Annotated in this window: 20 protein-coding genes; 6 read left to right on the top strand and 14 right to left on the bottom strand. The window is 61.9% G+C overall.

The window, feature by feature from the left end:
* Window positions 1–161: 161 nt before the first annotated feature.
* Both uvrA and V6617_RS09670 read left to right on the top strand, forming a co-directional pair.
* Window positions 162–3,053 (top strand): excinuclease ABC subunit UvrA, encoded by a 2,892-nt coding sequence (gene uvrA, locus V6617_RS09675; RefSeq protein WP_338606781.1) that lies wholly within the window; start codon window positions 162–164, stop codon window positions 3,051–3,053.
* 463 nt (window positions 3,054–3,516) lie between these two features.
* Window positions 3,517–3,666, top strand: a complete 150-nt coding sequence (locus V6617_RS09670; protein ID WP_338606780.1) for a DUF1127 domain-containing protein — start codon at window positions 3,517–3,519, stop codon at window positions 3,664–3,666.
* Between the two features lie 65 nt (window positions 3,667–3,731).
* Here the strand turns inward: V6617_RS09670 and V6617_RS09665 are convergent, their stop codons facing one another.
* On the bottom strand, window positions 3,732–4,382 hold the full coding sequence (locus tag V6617_RS09665) for a glutathione S-transferase family protein (protein WP_338606779.1): 651 nt from the start codon (window positions 4,380–4,382) through the stop codon (window positions 3,732–3,734).
* 141 nt (window positions 4,383–4,523) lie between these two features.
* On the opposite strand from V6617_RS09665, the gene V6617_RS09660 reads away from it, so the two are divergent.
* The 3 genes from V6617_RS09660 to trmFO all read left to right on the top strand — a co-directional run bounded on the left by V6617_RS09660 (window position 4,524) and on the right by trmFO (window position 6,849).
* Entirely contained in the window at window positions 4,524–4,673 is a 150-nt protein-coding gene (locus V6617_RS09660; RefSeq protein ID WP_338606778.1) for a DUF1127 domain-containing protein, read from the top strand.
* 140 nt (window positions 4,674–4,813) lie between these two features.
* Window positions 4,814–5,374, top strand: a complete 561-nt coding sequence (locus V6617_RS09655; RefSeq protein ID WP_338606777.1) for a type 1 glutamine amidotransferase domain-containing protein — start codon at window positions 4,814–4,816, stop codon at window positions 5,372–5,374.
* Between the two features lie 95 nt (window positions 5,375–5,469).
* Window positions 5,470–6,849 (top strand): methylenetetrahydrofolate--tRNA-(uracil(54)-C(5))-methyltransferase (FADH(2)-oxidizing) TrmFO, encoded by a 1,380-nt coding sequence (gene trmFO, locus V6617_RS09650; protein ID WP_338606776.1) that lies wholly within the window; start codon window positions 5,470–5,472, stop codon window positions 6,847–6,849.
* A gap of 3 nt (window positions 6,850–6,852) precedes the next feature.
* On the opposite strand, the gene V6617_RS09645 is transcribed toward trmFO, so the two are convergent.
* The 4 genes from V6617_RS09645 to yajC form a co-directional block, all read right to left on the bottom strand.
* On the bottom strand, window positions 6,853–7,698 hold the full coding sequence (locus tag V6617_RS09645) for a phytoene/squalene synthase family protein (RefSeq protein ID WP_338606775.1): 846 nt from the start codon (window positions 7,696–7,698) through the stop codon (window positions 6,853–6,855).
* Window positions 7,699–8,091 carry an Mth938-like domain-containing protein gene (locus V6617_RS09640; protein ID WP_338606774.1) on the bottom strand — a complete coding sequence of 131 codons (393 nt, stop codon included), beginning with the start codon at window positions 8,089–8,091 and terminating at the stop codon, window positions 7,699–7,701.
* Between the two features lie 5 nt (window positions 8,092–8,096).
* Complete coding sequence (gene secD / locus V6617_RS09635; RefSeq protein WP_338606773.1) at window positions 8,097–10,643, bottom strand: protein translocase subunit SecD; 2,547 nt, start codon at window positions 10,641–10,643, stop codon at window positions 8,097–8,099.
* Window positions 10,644–10,747: 104 nt separating this feature from the next.
* Window positions 10,748–11,083, bottom strand: coding sequence for a preprotein translocase subunit YajC (yajC, locus tag V6617_RS09630; RefSeq protein WP_338606772.1), 336 nt, complete (start codon window positions 11,081–11,083; stop codon window positions 10,748–10,750).
* Window positions 11,084–11,248: 165 nt separating this feature from the next.
* Here yajC and V6617_RS09625 point away from each other — a divergent pair, with 165 nt between their 5' ends.
* Window positions 11,249–12,130, top strand: coding sequence for an ATP-binding protein (locus tag V6617_RS09625; RefSeq protein WP_338606771.1), 882 nt, complete (start codon window positions 11,249–11,251; stop codon window positions 12,128–12,130).
* A 71-nt stretch (window positions 12,131–12,201) separates the two neighbouring features.
* Here the strand turns inward: V6617_RS09625 and V6617_RS09620 are convergent, their stop codons facing one another.
* The 9 genes from V6617_RS09620 to V6617_RS09580 all read right to left on the bottom strand — a co-directional run bounded on the left by V6617_RS09620 (window position 12,202) and on the right by V6617_RS09580 (window position 19,741).
* The gene (locus V6617_RS09620) at window positions 12,202–13,374 is read right to left on the bottom strand and encodes a M23 family metallopeptidase (RefSeq protein WP_338606770.1); all 1,173 of its coding nucleotides are present in this window, start codon (window positions 13,372–13,374) and stop codon (window positions 12,202–12,204) included.
* Window positions 13,375–13,465: 91 nt separating this feature from the next.
* Window positions 13,466–14,110 carry a protein-L-isoaspartate(D-aspartate) O-methyltransferase gene (locus tag V6617_RS09615; protein ID WP_338606769.1) on the bottom strand — a complete coding sequence of 215 codons (645 nt, stop codon included), beginning with the start codon at window positions 14,108–14,110 and terminating at the stop codon, window positions 13,466–13,468.
* A 17-nt stretch (window positions 14,111–14,127) separates the two neighbouring features.
* The gene (surE, locus tag V6617_RS09610; protein ID WP_338606768.1) at window positions 14,128–14,919 is read right to left on the bottom strand and encodes a 5'/3'-nucleotidase SurE; all 792 of its coding nucleotides are present in this window, start codon (window positions 14,917–14,919) and stop codon (window positions 14,128–14,130) included.
* Window positions 14,916–16,220, bottom strand: a complete 1,305-nt coding sequence (gene serS / locus V6617_RS09605; RefSeq protein WP_338606767.1) for a serine--tRNA ligase — start codon at window positions 16,218–16,220, stop codon at window positions 14,916–14,918. Before serS ends, surE begins: the two co-directional genes overlap by 4 nt.
* A gap of 72 nt (window positions 16,221–16,292) precedes the next feature.
* Window positions 16,293–17,126: a twin-arginine translocase subunit TatC gene (gene tatC, locus V6617_RS09600; protein ID WP_338606766.1), complete on the bottom strand. Its 834-nt coding sequence runs from the start codon at window positions 17,124–17,126 to the stop codon at window positions 16,293–16,295.
* Window positions 17,123–17,863, bottom strand: coding sequence for a Sec-independent protein translocase protein TatB (gene tatB, locus V6617_RS09595; protein WP_338606765.1), 741 nt, complete (start codon window positions 17,861–17,863; stop codon window positions 17,123–17,125). Before tatB ends, tatC begins: the two co-directional genes overlap by 4 nt.
* Before the next feature lie 43 nt (window positions 17,864–17,906).
* The gene (tatA, locus tag V6617_RS09590; protein ID WP_338606764.1) at window positions 17,907–18,146 is read right to left on the bottom strand and encodes a twin-arginine translocase TatA/TatE family subunit; all 240 of its coding nucleotides are present in this window, start codon (window positions 18,144–18,146) and stop codon (window positions 17,907–17,909) included.
* Window positions 18,147–18,287: 141 nt separating this feature from the next.
* On the bottom strand, window positions 18,288–18,950 hold the full coding sequence (gene scpB, locus V6617_RS09585; RefSeq protein ID WP_338606763.1) for an SMC-Scp complex subunit ScpB: 663 nt from the start codon (window positions 18,948–18,950) through the stop codon (window positions 18,288–18,290).
* Window positions 18,947–19,741 (bottom strand): ScpA family protein, encoded by a 795-nt coding sequence (locus V6617_RS09580; protein WP_338606762.1) that lies wholly within the window; start codon window positions 19,739–19,741, stop codon window positions 18,947–18,949. Before V6617_RS09580 ends, scpB begins: the two co-directional genes overlap by 4 nt.
* Window positions 19,742–19,769 lie beyond the last annotated feature (28 nt).

The raw sequence follows: 19,769 nt of genomic DNA, 5'->3' as shown, positions 1-19,769 counted from the left end.
ACGGAATCTAATTTGTTCCTATTATGTTCCTTGGCAAAGCTGCTGTGCATAAGCTGGCCTTGCAGGCGGGCGGAGTTGTGCTTAAGTGAACCGGACGCCTCCCGCGCCCGTTAAGACTTTTGTTGCCGCCCGCCCGGCCCGCTATCCTTGGATAATCGCCCATGAATGACATTTCCAATCCCAACCGCGACATCGTCATCCGGGGCGCCAAGGAGCATAACCTCAAAAATATCGACGTTCGCCTGCCCCGCGACAAGCTGATCGTGATGACCGGGCTTTCGGGCTCGGGCAAATCCTCGCTCGCCTTCGATACCATCTATGCCGAGGGCCAGCGCCGCTACGTCGAAAGCCTTTCGGCCTATGCGCGTCAGTTCCTTGAAATGATGCAAAAGCCCGATGTGGAAAGCATCGAGGGCCTTTCACCGGCCATTTCCATCGAGCAGAAAACCACGTCGCGCAATCCACGCTCGACTGTGGGGACGGTCACCGAGATCTACGATTATCTCCGCCTGCTGTTCGCCCGCGTCGGCATCCCCTATTCCCCGGCAACCGGGCTCCCCATCGAGAGCCAGACCGTTTCCCAGATGGTCGACAAGGTTATGGCGCTCGAGGAAGGCACCCGCCTTTATCTGCTGGCCCCCATCGTGCGCGGCCGCAAGGGTGAGTACCGTAAGGAACTCGCCGAACTGATGAAAAAGGGCTTTCAGCGCGTCAAGATCGACGGCGCGTTCTACGAGATCGAGGAGGCGCCCGCCCTCGACAAGAAGCTCAAGCACGATATCGAGGTCGTGGTCGACCGGGTCGTCGTCAATGGCGATATCGCCGGCCGGCTGGCGGAAAGTTTCGAAACCGCGCTGCGTCTGGCCGATGGCATCGCGCTGACCGAATACGCGGACCAGACCGAGGACGATGGCACCCCCAAACGCCTGACCTTCTCGGAAAAATTCGCCTGCCCGGTGTCCGGCTTTACCATTGCGGAAATCGAGCCGCGTCTGTTCTCGTTCAACAACCCCTTCGGCGCCTGTCCGGTCTGTTCAGGGCTCGGCACCGAGGCCAAGATCGATCCCGATCTCGTGGTTCCCGATGGCTCGCTGTCGCTGCGGGACGGTGCTGTCCAGCCCTGGTCGAAAACCTCTTCGCCCTATTATCTGCAGACCCTGCAGGCCGTCACCCGCCACTTCAAGGCATCGACCGGCACCGCATGGCAGGATTTGCCCTTCGAGGTCCAGCACGCGGTCCTGTTCGGCACCGACAAGACCAAGATCGAATTCATCTATGACGACGGATTGCGCAAATATTCGACCCAGAAACCCTTCGAGGGCGTCATCGGCAATCTCGAGCGCCGCTATCGCGAAACCGAATCCTCTGCTGCCCGCGAAGATATCGAGCGCTATATGTCCGCCGCCCCTTGCCCGGCCTGTAACGGCTATCGCCTGAAGCCCGAGGCTCTGGCGGTCAAGATTCATGGATCCCACATCGGCCAGGTGTCCGAGTTGTCCATCAAGGGCGCCGCCGAATGGTTTGCCGATCTGCCTGCCCATCTCAACCAGACCCAGTCGGCAATCGGCGAGCGTATCCTCAAGGAAATCCGCGACCGGCTGGCCTTCCTCAACGATGTCGGTCTGCAATACCTCACGCTTTCGCGCAATTCGGGCTCGCTTTCGGGTGGCGAAAGCCAGCGTATCCGCCTTGCCAGCCAGATCGGCTCGGGGCTGACAGGCGTGCTTTACGTGCTCGACGAACCCTCGATCGGCCTGCATCAGCGCGACAATGCCCGCCTGCTCGAAACCCTGCGCCGCCTGCGCGATCTGGGCAACACGGTCATCGTCGTCGAACACGATGAAGACGCCATTCTCACCGCCGATCACGTCCTCGATATCGGACCGGGCGCCGGTGTTCATGGGGGCCACATCATCGCCCAGGGCACGCCCGACGACATCCTCTCGCATCCCGACAGCCTGACCGGGCAATATCTCTCTGGCCGCATGGGCATCCCGGTTCCCGCCGAGCGCCGCAAGGCCAAAAAGGGCCGCCAGCTTTCGCTCAAGGGTGCAACCGGCAACAATCTCAAGAATGTCTCGGTCGATATCCCGCTCGGCATGTTCGTGGCCATCACCGGCGTCTCGGGCGGCGGCAAGTCCACGCTGACCGTCGATACGCTCTATCAGGCCATCGCCCGCCGCCTCAACGGCGCGCGCGTGCATCCGGCCCCGCACGAAAGCCTTACCGGGCTCGAACTGCTCGACAAGGTCATCGACATCGACCAGAGCCCAATCGGGCGCACCCCGCGCTCCAATCCCGCCACATATACCGGTGCCTTCACCCACATTCGCGAGTGGTTCGCCAACATGCCCGAATCCAAGGCGCGCGGGTATGGCCCGGGGCGTTTCTCGTTCAACGTCAAGGGCGGGCGCTGCGAGGCTTGCCAGGGCGATGGCGTCATCAAGATCGAGATGCACTTCCTGCCCGACGTCTATGTCACCTGCGATGTCTGCAAGGGTCATCGCTACAATCGCGAAACCCTCGAAGTCCAGTTCAAGGGCAAGTCGATTTCCGACGTTCTCGATATGACGGTCGATGAAGGTGCCGAGTTCTTTTCCGCGGTGCCCGTCATTCGCGACAAGCTCGTCACCCTCCAGCGGGTCGGGCTGGGCTACGTCAAGATCGGCCAGCAGGCGACCACGCTTTCGGGTGGCGAGGCGCAACGCGTCAAGCTGGCCAAGGAGTTGTCCAAACGCGCCACCGGCCGCACGCTCTACGTGCTCGACGAGCCCACCACCGGCCTGCATTTCCACGACGTTGCCAAACTGCTCGATGTGCTCCAGCAGCTTGTCGATACCGGAAACACGGTCATCGTCATCGAGCACAATCTCGAAGTGATCAAAACCGCCGACTGGATCATCGATCTTGGCCCCGAGGGCGGCGATGGCGGCGGCGAGATCGTCGCCGTCGGCACCCCCGAGCAGGTTGCCGAGAGCCCCCGCTCCCATACCGGCCACTTCCTCAAGGAAATCATGGAGCGCCGGCCTTTGCGCATGACCGCGGCGCAATAGACTGCCGCGGATCGGGCCGCACAGAAGACCCGATGCCATGCGCCCCATGCAGGGGCGGCGTGCGCGTGGCCCGATAACGCACTGTCGTGATTCGGGCCTATCCTTGTGGGGTGCAAGCAACCCGCATGGAGGAGTCCATGTTCGTCCGTATCGCCTGGAGACAATCGAAATTCCCTGGCGCAGACCCGCGAAGTCTGCGCCGAATAGCCCCCGTTCCCCGGCGTGGCTGCGACGATCTGGAAATCCCGGTTCGGGATTTCACCAAGATGACCAAGGGCCTTTTCGACCGCCAGGAATAGTCCGGCAAGACAACGAGCGGCGCTCCGTTACCCCGGAGCGCCGCTCTCCATTTGTCCCTTCGCCCAGCCATGCGAAAACCGCATGCCCGAAATGACCAAATCCCTAGTGCAAAGGTCGTCTTTAAGGGGCTATATCCTGGTCATCGAAACGAAAGGAACATCACATGGGTATTCGTAAGACTTTTCAAAAGTGGTCGGCCTACCAGCAGACGGTTCGCGAACTGAATTCGCTTGGCAACCGTGAGCTCACCGACCTCGGCATCACCCGCGGCGATATCGAACGCATCGCGCGCGATCATGCCAGCCAGCTTTAAGCTTCAGACGACCTCCAACGTCCGAACACGAAAAAGGCATCCTTGACCGGGATGCCTTTTTTGACTCACGGCACCGCGCGCGCCCGCAATTCCTCATAGGAAATGCAGACTGTCTTGTCGAAGGCCGCCCGCTGTTTGAGCCGGCCATGCCAGGCCTCGATTCCCGGCAATGAAGGCAGCTCGATCTCCATGGTCGTCAGGCGATAAAGCGAAACCCCCGCAACGATATCGGCGTAGCTGAACCCATCGCTGGCCAGATGGTCGGTCTTGTCCAACTGCCTGTCCATCATCCGCAACGCCGCTACCGTCTCCTCGAGGGCCGCCGCGATCGCCGACCTGTCATGCTTTTCAGGTGCCGTGCGCACCAGAAGCCAGAACAGGCGTATCCACGCAGGCTGAAAGGTCGTCGCCGTCCAGTCCGTCCACTGATCGATTGCCGCCCGATCCTTCGGCGCCTCGGGCCACAGTTCCGTGCCGCCAAACGCCGCCGCGACATAACGCACCACGGCATGGCTCTCCCAGACCGTCAATTCACCATGCTGAAGCACCGGCACCAGCCTGTTGGGGTTCAGGGCGCCGAATTCCGGCGTATCCAGCCCCCCGAATCGGCCACCCACTTCCCGCAATTCGAACGAGGCCCCCGTCTCCTCAAGCGCCCAGCGCGCCTTTTGCAGATTGGCCGAGCTCGCCCGTCCCCAAAGTATCAGATCCGTCATAAAAAGCTCATTTGTTAAGCAAGGCTGAATCGCCCGCCCAATAGTCATGCAGAACATGCAAGGCGGCAATGAACAATTACCCTCTGCACATGGGCGCCGATTCTCACTAGCTAAAGGGCGTAAGACGAAAGGAGATACAAAATGGACATTCGCAAGACTTTCAAGCGTTGGTCGGCCTACCAGCAGACGGTTCGTGAACTCAACGCTCTCGGCAATCGCGAACTGGGCGATCTCGGCATCGCACGCTCGGACATCCAGCGCATTGCTCGCGACCATGCCAGTGCGCTCTAACCGCACTGGCCGCAATGATCAGACAGTCTGAAGGGCGCTCTTGAATGGAGCGCCCTTTTTCTTTTGCCCCGGGTTAGCCTTCAGGAACATCGCGCGGCACTTGCCCGTTCTCCCTTTCTCCAAAAAAGAAAGGGAAAGTCATGCAAAACCTGCAAGGCAAATCCATAGCAGTTCTTGCCACCAACGGTTTCGAACAGTCCGAACTCGAAGTTCCGCGTGACAAGCTGCGCGAGGCCGGCGCAACGGTTCATGTCATCTCGCTCGAACCCGGCCAGATCAAGGGTTGGGACAAGGATGACTGGGGCCGCGCCGTCGACGTCGACAAGACGCTCGAGAGCGTCTCGGCCGATGATTACGACGCCATCGTCCTCCCCGGTGGCCAGATCAACCCCGACCTGCTGCGGGTTGAACAAAAGGCCCTCGATTTCATCACCAAATTCTGGGCCGACAAGAAAGTCGTCGCCGCCATCTGCCACGCCCCTTGGCTGCTTGTCGAAACGGGCATCGCAAAGGGCCGCAAGATGACGTCCTACCCTTCGGTCAAGACCGACGTCATCAACGCCGGCGCGCAATGGGAAGACAGCCCCGTCGTCACCGATCAGGGCCTCGTCACCAGCCGCAATCCCGGCGACCTCGACGCCTTCTGCGAAAAGATCGCCGAGGAGATCAATGAGGGCCGGCACGAGCGCCGCGCCGCCTGACTCAAACACCTGTGACCAAACGCAGCGCGCGGCAGTCTTGGATTGCCGCGCGCTTTTCGTCTATAGCCTTCCCAACTTCATAAACGGATGGTGTCATGGCGAAAATTCATGTGATCGGTGGCGGTCTTGCAGGGTCCGAGGCGGCCTGGCAGGCAGCCCAGGCGGGCGTCGACGTGGTGCTCCACGAAATGCGCCCGGTCAAACCCACCGACGCGCACCACACAGATGGCTTTGCCGAGCTGGTGTGCTCGAACAGTTTCCGCTCCGACGATCATGAACATAACGCCGTTGGCCTGCTGCACGAGGAAATGCGCCGCGCCAATTCGCTCATCATGGCCTGTGCTGACAAAAGCGCCCTGCCCGCCGGCGGCGCGCTGGCCGTCGATCGCGACGGCTTTTCACAAATGGTGTCCGAAGCGCTCGAGGCCCACCCCCGCATCACCATCGCACGCGAGGAGATCGCCGGCCTGCCTCCCGCCGAATGGGACAATGTCATCGTCGCCACCGGCCCGCTGACCTCGCCCGCTCTCGCCGCGGCCATCCAGGAGTTGACCGGCGAGGATTCGCTGGCCTTTTTCGATGCCATCGCCCCCATCATCCATTATGACAGCATCGATCTCGATGTCGTCTGGGCCCAGTCGCGCTACGACAAACCCGGCCCTGCCGGCACCGGCGCCGACTATCTCAACTGCCCAATGACCCAAGAGCAATACAATGCCTTCATCGACGCGCTTCTGGCCGCGCCGCTTCACGAATTCAAGGACTGGGAGATCGTCCCCTATTTCGATGGCTGCCTGCCCATCGAGGTCATGGCCGAACGCGGCCGCGAAACCCTGCGCTTCGGTCCCATGAAGCCGGTAGGGCTCACCAACCCGCGCGATCCGGAAACCAAGCCCTATGCCGTGATCCAGCTTCGCCAGGACAACGCGCTTGGCACGCTCTGGAACATGGTCGGTTTCCAGACCAAGATGCGCTATGGCGTCCAGACCGAAATCTTCCGCATGATCCCCGGGCTCGAAAACGCCCAGTTTGCGCGGCTCGGCGGCTTGCATCGCAACACATTCCTCAATTCCCCCAAGGTGTTGGGGCCAGACCTCAAGCTCAAGGCCGATCCGCGCCTCCGGTTCGCCGGCCAGGTCACCGGCGTCGAAGGCTATGTCGAAAGCGCCGCCATGGGCCTGATCTGCGGCCGCCTCTCCGCCGCCGAAGCCAAGGGCGAAACCCCTGCCCTGCCGCCGATCACAACCGCCTTCGGCGCCCTGATCGGTCACATCACCGGCGGTCATCTTGAAGCCGAATCCTATTCCGGCGCCCGCAGCTTTCAGCCCATGAACGTCAATTTCGGCCTGTTTCCCCCAGTGGAAATCAAAAAGCCCGAGGGTCTGAAGGGCCGCTGGCGCGGACCCGACAAGGCAAAAGCCAAGAAAAAGGCGTTCACCACTCGCGCCCTCGAAGATCTGGGAAGCTGGCTCTAATCTTCAGCGGCCGTTTCGCAACTGCCACCATATGACGGACCAGAGGCGACTGAACGCCGACGGCGCCGGCAGTGCCGTGAAGGGCTGCTCGATTTGCCGGGCCAGTGCGCGAATATCGGCCCTGACCAGTGCCAGGCTGGCAAACGCCGGTTTTATGCCCGCATCCAGGCCGGCAATGGCAAAAGCCGCCTTTTCGGCATGCGTCTGCGCCAGGTCGCCCGCCTGTGCCAACGCCGCCCGAACCCCGTCGCTGTCCTTGCCGGCATAAATGTCGGCCTCGCGCACGCCGTGCGCCGCAAACAGCGCCAAGGGCAGGAAAAGCTGCTGGCGTGACGCATTGTAGCCAAAGGCCCGAACGTGGCCGGCAAGCGCCTGCGCCACCCCCAGATGCCCGGCAGCGTCAGCGGCCTCGTCCACCGGTCCGCCCGCAAGAATCATCGCGGCATATTGGTAGAGCACCGAAACCGTCTCGCCAGCATAGCCTTCGAACTGGCCGATATCGGGCATGGGATCGTGATAGAGATCGAATCGCCGCGCCGCCAGCAGCCGCAGCAGCGGACCGCCGGGCAATTCATGGCGCTCAAGCGTTCTGAACAACGCGTCCGCCACCGGATTGCTGGCAATGGCGCCGTGCCCTTCCCCCTCGACGGCATCGACCCACCATTGCAGCCGGATCTCACCCGGCGTCGGCTCTGAAACCCGCTCACGGATCGCTGCGACCTCGGCGGAAAAGGCGAAAATCGATTGCATCGCCGCGCGGTGCTCGCTCGGAATGACAAGGCTGGCGGCGTAACGATCCCGATCGAGTTCGCGCAATTGATCCGCCGCAAGCGCAAAACTGTCGCTCATCTAGCGCGCCTTTTCGACGCTGATCAGCGCCGCGCCAACTGCCCGATTCTCGGCCAACAGCACATTATAGGTCCGAATGGCGCTGCCGGTCGAAACCGCCTCGACAATCACACCCTTCTCGCGCAATGCCGAACGGATTTCAGGTGCGATCGCGGCAATATCGGGACCCATGCCGATCAGCAGAACGTCGATGTTGTCGGCATTCTCGATGACCCGCGTAAGGGAGGCGAGCGTCACGTCCCCGGCGGCGTCGACGTCCCAGGCGTACATTCCCGAAGGCAGGCAGATCAGCGAGCCCCGATGCGACATCTCTGCGAAACGGAACCCGCCATCGCCATAGGCGTCGATCGTCGCCTGATAGGGATAGTGTCCCTGACCTGCTTCCCAGGCCACGGGCGCTAAACCGCAGCGCCGTCGGCGCGGCGCTCAGGCTTGGGCTTGTCGCTCACTTCGGTCTCGGCACGCGTCTTGACGCCCAGATAGAGCAGGATTGGCGCCGAAACGAACACCGATGAATAAGTGCCCACAAACACGCCCCAGGCCATGGCCAGGGTGAAGCTGCGGATCACTTCGCCGCCAAAGATCACCAGCGCGATCAGCGCCAGCGCCGTCGTGCCACCGGTCAGGATGGTCCGCGTCAGCGTCTGGTTCAGCGACATGTTGATGATTTCCGACAGGCTGATCCGCTTGTACTTGGCCAGATTCTCGCGAATCCGGTCATAGATCACCACAGTATCGTTGAGCGAGTAACCGATCACTGTCAGCACGGCCGCGATACTCGAAAGATTGAACTCGAGTTGGAGCAGGGCGAACAACCCCACGGTGAGCACCACGTCGTGAACCAGCGCCATAATGGCGCCGACGCTGAACTGCCACTCGAATCGCAGCCAGACATAGATCACGATGCCCAACATCGCCACCAGTATGCCCACGATACCGTTGAACGCCAGTTCCGACGATACCGTGCCGCTCACCGCCTCGGTGCGCCGCACCTCGTAGTCCTCGGCAACAGCATCGGTCACTTGCTGCACGGCCGCTTGCTGGGCGGTCTCGTCGCCGTCCTGCGTACCGATGCGCACAAGAACGTCCGAGGGCGAGCCGAATTCCTGAACCTGCACTTCCCCGATCCCGAGATCGCCCAGCCGGGTGCGCAGATCGCCGATATCGGCGTCTCCGTCATTGGCCTGCAATTCGATGGCGCTACCGCCGGTAAAATCGATGCCCAGATTGAGCCCGCGCGAGGCTTCCAGCGCAACGGTGCTGACCAGCAGCACCAGCGTGAAGGCAAAGCCGAACTTGCGCCAGCTCATGAAAGGCAGCTTGGGCTCAAGCGGCAGAAAGCGCTCCAGTATGTTGACCTTGAGCGTCTTGGGACGCCGGTTCTGGAACCAGGTCGTCACCAAAAGCTGGGTCACCAGATAAGCGGTGAACATCGTGGTCAGAACGCCGATCGCCAGCGTCACGGCAAAGCCCTGAACCGGCCCCGAGCCGAGGAAGAACAGTACAACGGCCGCAATAAGCGTCGTGACGTTGGCGTCGATGATGGTGGTCATCGCCCGCTTGAACCCTGAATCGATGGCCTGGAACGGAGATCGCCCTGCCCCCAGTTCCTCGCGTATGCGCTCGAAAATCAGCACGTTGGAATCAACGGCCATACCGACAGTCAAAACGATACCGGCGATGCCCGGAAGCGTCAGCGTCGCCCCCAGCGTTGAAAGTGCCGCCAGGATCATGCCGATATTGAGCACCAGCGCGATATTGGCAAACACCCCGAACAGCCCGTAGGCCGCCAGCATGAACAGCACCACGCCCGCCGTACCGATCAGCCCCGCGGTCACCCCCGCATTGATCGAGTCCGCGCCAAGGCTCGGACCCACCGTGCGTTCCTCGACAATATCGAGCGTCGCCGGAAGCGCGCCCGCGCGCAGCAGTACCGCCAGATCGCTCGCCGACTCGGATGTGAAATTGCCTGAGATCTGGCCTGTGCCGCCGGTGATGGACTGCTGGATGGTCGGCGCGGTGATCACCTGGCCGTCGAGCACGATGGCAAACCGGCGCCCGACATTCTCCGATGTGATTTCGCCGAACGTGATCGCGCCCTGGGTGTTGAAGCGGAAAGAGACGACCGGCTGGCTGTTCTGGTCGAACGAGGGCTGTGCATCCACGAGTTCCTCGCCACCAATGGCCACGTCCTCATAAAGCAATTCGTCGAACCCGTCGGTGCTGGGCACGATCATCGTCCCCGCCGGCAGGCCCTGGGCCTGCGCCTGAGCCGCGCTCATCGAGGGATAGACCAGATGGAACGTCAAACGCGCCGTCTGGCTGATCAGGTCCTTGAGCCTCTCGGAATCGCCGAAACCGGGCACCTGCACCAGGATCCGGTCTTCGCCCTGGCGCTGGATGATCGGCTCGGTCGTTCCCACCTCGTCGATACGGCTGCGGATAACCTCGAGCGACTGCGCCACAAGCGAGGACATGCGGCTCGAAATGGCGTCCTCGGTCAGCGTAATCAGGATACGGCCGCCCGATGTGGCAATATCGATCTCGGGCGCCGCCGTGCCGCCGCCGAAAATCCCACCCTCTGCCGGCTGCGCGAGCGGCTCGAGCGCTGCCTGCGCCGCGTCGAGCTGGCTCGGATCGGTCAATTCGACATTGAGCGTCGCGCCGTCGGTGGTAATCAGGCTCCCGATACCCGCCTCGATCAGAGTGGCGCGTGCATCGCGCCGGATGTCGCTGATCCGACCCTCGACGATATCGTCGCGGTTGACCTGCAACAGAAGGTGCGACCCGCCCTGCAGATCGAGACCGAGCACGATTTCCTGGTTCGGCAGCCAGTCCGGCAAACCGGCCTTGGTCTGCTCACTGAGGAAATTCGGCAAGACCGCCAGGACGCTGAGCAGCGTCACCAGAAGAACGGCAATGGTCCGGAACGGCGGGAACTTCATGGGAAACCTTTGTTTTTTAATGATCCATAGCGCCGGCGCTCTAGGCACGCCGGCGCTATCGGTTCGCGTTCGCAAGGCGCTGGCCCGGCGGATAAATCAATCGACTATTTGTTGTCGTTGACCGGCTCGGATTTGGTCCGCACGTCCGAAATCATGGTCCGAACGACCTTGATCTTGACCCCGGTTGCGATTTCCACTTCCAGGTCTTCGCCGTCGACGGCCTTGGTCACCTTGCCCACGACACCACCATTGGTGACGATGGTATCGCCCCGCTTCACGGCCGCCAGCATGGCCTGATGGGTCTTCATCCGCTTCTGCTGCGGGCGGAAGATAAGGAACCAGAAAATGGCGATAAGCAGGATGATGGGAATAAAGCTGGAAATAAAGTCCATCCCGGAGGGTGCTGCTGCACCCTGGGCAAAGGCTGGCGTAACGAACATTAAGGCACTCCGTAGCGGTCTGCTTGTCAAAGCAGGACTGATTGTCCCATATAGGGACGCTTGCGGTTTTGGGCAGGTATTTTGCTCCCAAAAAATCGCGCGGACTATACTAGCGGGCCCGGCGAAAGGCAAAGCCTATCGGGCACATTCAGGGACTATTCTCCAGTGGAAAATACAGACAAGCTTTCGGCCATTTCCGCGTCGCTCGAAAAGATCGCGCGCACGCTCGACACCATGGCCGGAAACGCCGAAGCGACCGCACGGATCGAGGACGGAATAAACGCCTATCTCTGGGACGGCGCCGACCACATCCTGCGCCCGGTGCGCAGCGTCAACCGCATCCCGCTCAACCTGCTCGAGGGTGTGACCCATCTGCGCGACATCCTTTTGGACAACACCCTCGCCTTCGCCCGCGGCCACGGCGCCAACAATGCCCTGCTCTGGGGCGCCCGCGGCATGGGCAAGTCCTCGATGGTCAAGGCGATTCACGGTCACATCGAAACCTCCGGAGAACCGGGGCTTTCCCGCCTCATCCTCATCGAGATCGCCCGCGAGGACATCGCCACCCTGCCCGTGCTTCTGCGCTTCCTTGTGGACCGGCCCGAGCGCTTCATCATCTATTGCGACGACCTCAGTTTCGATCGCGACGAGTCCAGCTACAAGGCCCTCAAATCCGTACTCGACGGCGGGCTCGAAGGACGCCCTGCCAACACCCTGTTCTACGCAACCTCGAACCGCCGCCACCTGATGCCGCGCGACATGATCGAAAACGAGCGCTCGACGGCCATCAATCCCAGCGAAGCGGTCGAGGAAAAGGTCTCGCTTTCGGACCGTTTCGGCCTCTGGCTGGGCTTTCACAATTGCGATCAGGATACCTATCTCGCCATGGTGCGTAACTATGTCGCTCACTACGGCATAGAGGTCGGCGAGGACGAACTGCGCGCTTTGGCCATCGAGTGGTCGGCGACTCGCGGATCCCGTTCCGGCCGCGTCGCCATCCAGTTCGTCCGCCACCTCGCTGGTATCAAAGGCAAGTCGATCGGCTAACAAACGAAAGGGCCGGCCCTCCTGGACCGGCCCCAACAAGGAGCATTGCCTACCAGTATTTGTAAAGCCGTCTAGCCGGCCAGAAGCGGCATCGGATCGACCGGCGTCGCGCCCTTGCGCAGCTCGAAGTGAAGCTGAGGGCGGCTGACCGATCCGGTCATGCCCACTGTGCCGATGGCATCGCCGCGCGATATGGCATCGCCTTTGACAACCCCGATCGTGTTGAGGTGCGCATAAGCCGACACAAAGCCATTGGCGTGCTTGACCAGCACCAGATTGCCATAGCCCTCGACGGCGTTGCCAACATAGATGACTTCGCCATTTTCGGCGGCGCGCACCGAGGTGCCTTCCGGCGCTTCGATATTGATGCCGGTGCCGCGCGAAGCGGCGAAATCTGTAATGACCCGCCCCGACAGCGGCCAGCGGAACTTGTCGCTGGTCACCGAACCGGTCGCGGCCGGTGTAGGCTGCTGCGTTGGCGCTGCGGCCACTTGGGTTGGCTGAGTTTCGTCGGGCCGCTCCACCGGCTCAGGGGCCGCGGCGGGCGCCGGCGTTGCCGTCTGCGTATTGGCAGCGGTCGCCCCGTTCGGCGATGTCAGGGTTTGCGATCCCGAAACCGCGGCGACCTGCTGGGTCTGCCCGCGCTGGGCCAGAAGATCGGGACGCCCCGGAATGATCAGGCTCTGCCCGACGACAATCTTGTCTGGCGAGGTGATGTTGTTGGCGGCGATCACGTCGGTTGCGCTCACATCGTAGCGGCGGGCGATCGTATAGAGCGATTCACCCGAAGCGATTGTGTGCTTGTAGGTATCACCCTGCACCACGCCGAGCTGCGGAGCGCTCGATGCGGTGGGCTGGGAAGAATTTGGCGAAGGAGAGGATACTGCGGCGGTTTGTGCAGGCATGGCTTGGGTACTCGTTACTGAAGACGGCTGCAAAGCGGGAAGATCCTGGGAGACGACGGCCGACTGCGTACCGACCGGCGAAGCGGTCGTCCGGTCGATCAGGACCGGTCCGGTATTGGCAACTGCCGTTGCCCCGCCACCGATATTGGCTGGGGGCAGATACGCTGGCATTGCCTGGCCCACTGCGGCGCCACCCATCCGCGAGGTTGATCCCGTCACCGTGGAATCGCCTCCGAATGAACCCATCGAGGAACACCCTGCCAACACGAGGGCGGCAACACTCATCGCAAGTGCAGAGCCGGCGCTGCGCAGATTGGAACCCGTTACGCTCAAGGTCATGGGAAGTGCCTGTCAACTCGTCTACTCAATGGAAATTAGAGTAGACTTGTTAAGGTAAAGACGAGCTTAAAGACGCTACCATTACGCAAAGTTATGCGCCGCGCGCGCGGCCGGGGCTCAGCGGCGCCAGCCGCACCGTGCCCGTTTCGGTCTCGATGAAACTGTCATCGGCCCTTTCGATCCGCAAAATCGCCTGCCTGTCTGACGGCGCGCCGACCGCCATCACCGCAATTCCCCCGTCGGCAAGCTGCTCGACAAGCTCCTCGGGCACCTCGCCCACCGACCCGGTCAAAAGGATGCGCTCGAATGGCGCCTGTTGTTCGAGGCCCATAAGGCCATCCTCGTTGAGCCCGACAATGTTGGTATAGCCCAGCCCCTGCCAGCGCCCCTGCGCGCCGCTGGCCAGCGTCCTGTATTTTTCGATCGAGAATACACGCCTTGCCATCCGAGACAGCAGCGCGGCCGAATAGCCCGAGCCCGTCCCCACCTCCAGCACCTTGTTGGTGCCCTGTGGCGCAAGCGGCACCAGCAATTGCGCCAGAAGACCGGGCGCCGTGATCGACTGACCGCACGCGATGGGAAGCGAGGATTCGCGATAGGCGTAGTCGCCGAAATCCTCAGGCACGAATTTTTCGTGCGGAACGGTCTCGAAAGCGCGCAGGATGTCCGGGTCGGTCACACCGAGCTGGCGAAGGTTCAGGATCAGGCCGGCCCGCGCTTCCCAGTAATCGGTCAAACGCCCCGCCCCCTCGTTTAGGTCCGCCCAGGACCCGTGAACGGCAATCGCCCTTCGTGGCGCTGGACGAAATTCATATCGGTCTGCTGCAGCATGAGCGGGGTCACCGTGATCGCCTTGTCTTCATGCAGGATATGGAAATCCGCGCCCGCGTCCAGAGGTTTGGGCGTATTCAGAATCGTCACGAAATGCTTGCCCGGATTGTCGCTCGGATACAGCTCGAACGGCGAATGCGCGAATCGCTGATGCGGCACCAGCCTGATGCCGCTCACCTCGTGGGGCGCGCAGATCGGAAAATTGACGTTGAAATAGGTGTCGCGCGCTCCGGCCACATCCAGAATGGACCGCACCGTTTCCGCCCCCAATTCAGCCGCCGGCCCCCAGTCGATCTCGTCGCGCCCATGGTCGTAATCCATGGCCTGGCTCAACGCGATCCCGATGGCACCATGCAGCGCGCCCTCGCGCGCCCCCGCCGCCGTCCCCGAGCAATGCATGATATCGCCAAGGTTCTGCCCGCGATTGACACCTGACAGGACGATATCGGGACGACCGTCCTTGAGCACATGGGTAATCCCGGCCACCACGCAGTCAGCCGGCGTGCCGTCGAGACAATAGATGCGCTCGCCGCGTGTCTCGATCTCGATTTCATAGCCGAACGTCATCCGGTGCCCGGTGCCGCTCTGGTTGTTTGCCGGCGCCACCACCCACACATCGTTGGACAGTTGGCGTGCAACATCGAGCAGTACGGCGAGCCCCGGCGCGTCGATGCCGTCATCATTGGTCAAAAGGATACGAGGATTGGCTTTCATCCGCCGATCTTTTCGATCCCGCCCATATAAGGACGCAGCGCATCGGGAATGGTCACCGAACCATCTTCGTTCTGGTAGTTTTCCATAACAGCGATCAGCGCCCGCCCCACGGCAACGCCCGATCCGTTGAGCGTATGCACGAATTGCGGCTTGCCATTGGCGTCACGATAGCGCGCATCCATGCGCCGCGCCTGGAAATCCCCGCACACCGAAACCGAGGAGATCTCGCGATAAGTGTCCTGCCCCGGCAGCCACGCCTCGATGTCATAGGTCCGCCGCGCCCCGAACCCCATATCGCCGGTACAAAGCTGCATGACGCGATAATGGATGCCCAGCCGCTTGAGCACCTCTTCGGCACAAGCCAGCATCCGCTCATGTTCGTCGGCCGATTTCTCCGGCGTCGTGATCGACACCATCTCGACCTTGTTGAACTGGTGCTGGCGCAGCATCCCGCGCGTATCGCGCCCCGCCGACCCCGCTTCCGACCGGAAACAGGGCGTCAGCGCCGTAAACCGCAACGGCAGTTCGTCTTCGGGAAGGATCGACTCGCGCACGAAATTGGTCAGCGGCACCTCCGCCGTCGGAATGAGCGCCAGTCGCCCATCACCGTGTGGGGCAAAGAACAAATCTTCCTCAAATTTCGGAAGCTGGTTGGTGCCAAAGAGCGCATCATCCTTCACCAAAAGCGGCGGCTGCACCTCTGTATATCCATGCTGATCCACATGCAGATCGATCATGAACTGCCCAATCGCCCGCTCCAGCCGTGCGATCTGCCCCTTGAGCACCACGAACCGGCTGCCCGAAAGCTTGGCGGCGGTTTCAAAATCCATACCGCCCATCGCTTCGCCGAGTTCGTAATGCTCCTTGGGCGCAAAGCCGAGACTAGGCTTGGCCGGCCGCGTCGCTTCGGATTCATTGGCTCGGAAATAGGGAACATTGTCGCCCTCGTCTTCACCCACCGGCACGCCCTCGGCTGGCAAATTGGGGATCACCGACAGCGCAGCCCGAATCTCCTCGGTCAGCGCCTTTTCCCGCGCTTCGAGTTCGCCGAGCCTGTCTTTCAGGCCCGATACTTCGGCCATCAATTCACTCGCCCGTGCCTCGTCCTTTTGCGCCTTGGCCTGCCCGATCAGTTTCGAGGATGCGTTGCGCTTTTCCTGTACCGAATTGAGCTCGGCCACGACCGCGCGCCGCTCATCGTCGAGCGCAACGAGAGATGCGGAAACCGGCTCCATCCCGCGCGTCTTGAGCGCGGCGTCGAACGCTTCAGGATTTGCACTGATCCATTTGATGTCGAACATTTTGGGCTGGTCCGCTGGAAAGAAAGATACGGACAGTGCCTAGCCGAGCCGCGCGTCAAACTCAAGGACCGCTTAGTCTTCGAGATCCTTGGCCAGTTGAGCCTCACGCTCCAGCCGCCGTTTTTCGACAATACGCACCGCAAACACCGACAGCTCGTAGAGCAGCAGCAAGGGGATCGCCAGTCCGATCTGCGAAATCGGATCGGGTGGTGTCAGGAACGCCGCAATCACGATGATCGCCACGATCGCGTATTTGCGCCACGCCTTGAGGTTGTCGACCCCGATCAGCCCGATCTGCGCCAGCAGCGTCAGAATAACCGGCAACTGGAAGCATACCCCGAATGCCAGCAGCAGCGTCATGATCAGACTCAGATATTCCGAGACCCGCGTCACCATCTCGATGGTGACCCCTGAGGGATCGGTCTGCTGCATCCCCAAAAAGAATCCAAGCGCCAGCGGCATCACGCCATAATAGACAAGCGCCGCGCCCACCAGAAAACAGATCGGCGTCGCAACGAGATAGGGCAGGAACGCCAGGCGCTCGTTCTTGTAGAGCCCCGGCGCCACAAAGGCGTAAATCTGCGAAGCGATGATCGGAAACGCCAGGAAAATGGCGGAAAACAGCGCCACCGACAGCTTGGTGAAGAAAAACTCCTGCGGAGCCGTATAGATCAGGCGCACCGCCTCCGGGCTCCCCGCCGCCGCAACGAACGGCCCAAGCAAAAAGCCGTAGATCTGGTCGGCAACGAAAAAGCACAGGATAAACAGCACCGCCAGCGCGATGATCGAATAGATCAGTCGTGTGCGCAGCTCGGTCAGATGCTCGATCAGCGGCGCCTCGCTGGCCTTGAGGTCATCCTCCTTGGGCGGGGCGGATCCCGCGATCTTTTGTTGTGCCTCGGTCATTTATCGCCGCCCGTCTCCGCAACGGCCTTTTTGCGCGCCGGTGCCGCTTTTCTGGCCGTGGTCTTTGTTGCGCCGGTCTTGCTTGCAGGTTTTTGCTGCGCGGCGGGCTTTTCGTCGGCGGTTTTTTTCGCCGCCGGCTTTTTTGCGGCTTTGGCCGCTGCCGCAGGCTTGGCAGCCTTCGCAGGAGCCTTGCTCTTGGGTTCGGAGGTTTTGGCCGTTGATGTCGCCGCTTTGCGTGGGGCGGCCTTGACCTTGGTCTTGGCCGGCGCATCGGCAATCGGTGCCGGTTGCTCGGCCTCGGTTGTGGCCGCGTTGGCCGGTTTGGCGACCGATTCACTCACCTTGGCCCGCAACGCCGCCGACGCAGCGGAGGGTTCGGCCCGCGATGGTGTGATGCCCGCCTGTGCGTGGATCGCATCGACAACGCTCTCCTCACCCGTAGCGGGTGGCTTGAGTTTGCCGGTCGGCTCAACCTTGCCATTGCGGATCGAATTGAATTCGCGATTGATCTCGGCGCTGGTCTGCTTGAGCGGGTCCGAAATAGCCTTCTTGGCCTCGGCGATCTCGTCGGCGGCAATGGCCTTGTCGATCTCCCGGCGGAAATCATTGCCCATGCGCCGCACGGTACCCATCATCCGGCCGACATTGCGCATCATCATCGGCAGGTCTTTGGGGCCGACGACGACAAGCAACACGATGCCGATAACGAGCATCTCGCTCCAGCCAAGCCCAAGCATGCTGATCTATCCTCGTTTGAAAGCTATGCGGAAAGAACGCGTCTTAGGCGTCCTTGCGCGTCTCAGCTTCCGTGGTCTGGTTGAGCGTGGGCTCAGCCTGACCGGGCTTCTGGTCGATCGTGGCCGTGGCCTTGTCGTCAGGCGTGTCGTCTTCGGCCATGCCCTTGCGGAAGGCCTTGATGCCGCCTGCGACTTCGCCCATCAGGCCCGAAATCTTGCCGCGCCCGAAAAGCAGCAGCACGACGACAGCGATAACCAGAAGTCCCCAGGGTCCGGGATTCATTTCAATACCTCCTAATGGCACGGCGGCATTGGCGCCGGCCGGCAGATGTGTCTGGCCCACAGATATTGATTATTGGCGGCGAAAACAAGGATGCTGTGCGCTCTTGTTGGACCATAATCGTCGCGGGGCGCCGCTGGCCGATCAATCTTCGCTCTCGGTTTCGGCATCACCCTGATCGTCGGGATCGAGTGGATCCTCGTCATCGCGCAACGCCCCGTCGAACGGCATGGGCACGGAAAAACTCGGCGGCACGCGACTCGAAAGCAGCCCCGCGCCCTTCAGTTCCTCGAGCCCGGGCAGATCGCCAAGGCTTTCCAGCCCGAAATGGTCCAGAAACGCCTCGGTCGTGCCATAGGTCACCGGCCGCCCCGGCGTCCGCCGCCGCCCCCGCATCCGCGCCCATCCCGCTTCCATGAGCACGTCCAGCGTTCCCTTGGAAATCGAAACCCCGCGCACCTCCTCGATTTCCGCCCGCGTGACCGGCTGATGATAGGCAATGATCGCCAGCGTCTCCAGCGCCGCCCGCGACAGCGGGCGCGTATCGGTTTCCTCCCGCCGCAACAGGAAATTGAGATCGTCCGCCGTCCGGAACGCCCATTTCGACCCGCGCTGCACCAGATTGATCCCCCGCCCCGCATAGCGGGCCTGCAACGCATCGATCAGCGCATCCACATCGGCCCCATCGGAAAGGAACGGCGCGACATCGCGCAGATCGACCGGTTCGGCCGAAGCGAACAGCAGCGCCTCGAGAATGCGCAGATTGCGCTCATGGAGTTCGGAAACATCGTTTTCCAGCGCACTCATTGCGGCGTCTCCCCCTGCCGCCGGCGCATAAGGAGCGGCGCGAAGGCCTCCTGCTGGCGCAACTCGACCTGCCCCAGCCGCACCAGTTCCAGCGATGCGGTAAAGCTCGACGCCATCGCCGTCGCCCGTTCTTCGGGTCGCGCCAGATACTCGGCGAGATAGGTATCGAGCGATACCCACTCAAAACTCTGCCCGATCAGCCGCTCCAGGATTTCGCGCGCCTCCTGCAACCCCCAAACCGTGCGCTGGTGGGGCGAATATTCGGCCGGAATACCGCGTTCGCGCTGCGCCGCATAGGCCCGCAGCAATTGATAAAGGTCGGCCTCCCACAGCGCATGCCGCGTGATTGAGACCGGCTCGGGCATCCCGCGTGCGAAAACGTCGCGCCCCAGCCGCGCGCGATTGAGCAGCCGCCCCGCGGCATCGCGCATCGCTTCGAGCCTCGCCAGCCGGAACTGCAGCAATGCCGCCATTTCCTCGCCGCTCGGCTCGTCGTCATCGGTCTGCTGCGGCACCATCAGCCGGCTTTTCAGATACGCCAGCCACGCCGCCATCACCAGATAATCGGCCGCCACCTCGATCCGCTGCTGGCGGATAGTCTCGATAAACGCCAGATATTGCTCGGCGAGCGCCAGCACCGAAATGCCCGAAAGATCCACCTTCTGCTTGCGGGCAAGGTCGAGCAGAAGGTCCATCGGACCTTCATAACCGCGCACGTCCACATGCAGCACGGCATCGGCCTGCGCACGCTCGGGCACTGCATCGAACCAGGGATCAGAAGTCTCGGCCATATCCCGCCGCTGGCAAAGCAAAAAAGCA

This window comes from Pelagibacterium nitratireducens (assembly GCF_037044555.1).
Classification (GTDB): Bacteria; Pseudomonadota; Alphaproteobacteria; order Rhizobiales; family Devosiaceae; genus Pelagibacterium; species Pelagibacterium nitratireducens.
Note: the sequence above shows the minus strand (reverse complement) of the source record. Positions and strands in the feature narration are given on the sequence as shown.